This is a genomic window from Bartonella sp. AA81SXKL, from assembly GCF_042196945.1.
In the GTDB taxonomy this organism is placed as follows: domain Bacteria; phylum Pseudomonadota; class Alphaproteobacteria; order Rhizobiales; family Rhizobiaceae; genus Bartonella.
The window spans coordinates 1-618 of record NZ_JBHIRH010000336.1 but is presented as its reverse complement, the minus strand read 5'-3'; the positions used below and the strand labels follow the sequence as shown (position 1 = coordinate 618).

Sequence of the window (618 nt, the reverse complement as noted above, 5' to 3'; positions counted from 1 at the left end):
CATTTTGGACGCAAACCAAAACGTGATGGTTCATTTTCATGGGAAAAAACTGATCTCATTAAAACGCTTCAAAAAATGATTAAAGTACCATGATTGATCATAATACACGTACAGGTAAGGCCTTTTTTGGTCGTCGAAAAGGAAAACGGCTACGGAACAGTCAGCTTGTACTTATAAAAAAGCTTTTTCCAACTCTGGACATTAACTTAAATAACTCTGTACCCCTAAACTTAACGTCCTTATTTTCCAGAAAAGTAAAAGAAGTTCGTCTTGAAATTGGCTTTGGTGGAGGCGAACATTTGCTCCATGAAATGAAACATTTTCCACAAACCGGTTTTATCGGAATCGAGCCCTTTATCAATGGCATGGCAAAAATGTTAATGTCTCTTGAAGAACATAAACAGTATCAAAATCAACTTCGCCTTTATAATGATGATGCCACAGGCCTCCTTGATTGGCTCCCAAATGCATCACTTGATGGAATAGACCTCTTCTATCCTGATCCATGGCCTAAAAAAAAGCATTGGAAAAGACGCTTTATCAACATGAAAAATCTTAATCGTTTTGCTCGCGTTCTTAAAACAGGAAAAAAATTCCGCTTTGCCAGCGATATAGAAA

The 618-nt window shown here is 37.2% G+C and carries 1 protein-coding gene; it reads left to right on the top strand.

The genetic code is table 11. From position 1 onward, the window contains the following. Positions 1-89: 89 nt before the first annotated feature. On the top strand, positions 90-618 hold a 529-nt coding region (locus ACFINZ_RS11530), incomplete at its 3' end, for a tRNA (guanine(46)-N(7))-methyltransferase TrmB (protein ID WP_375701586.1).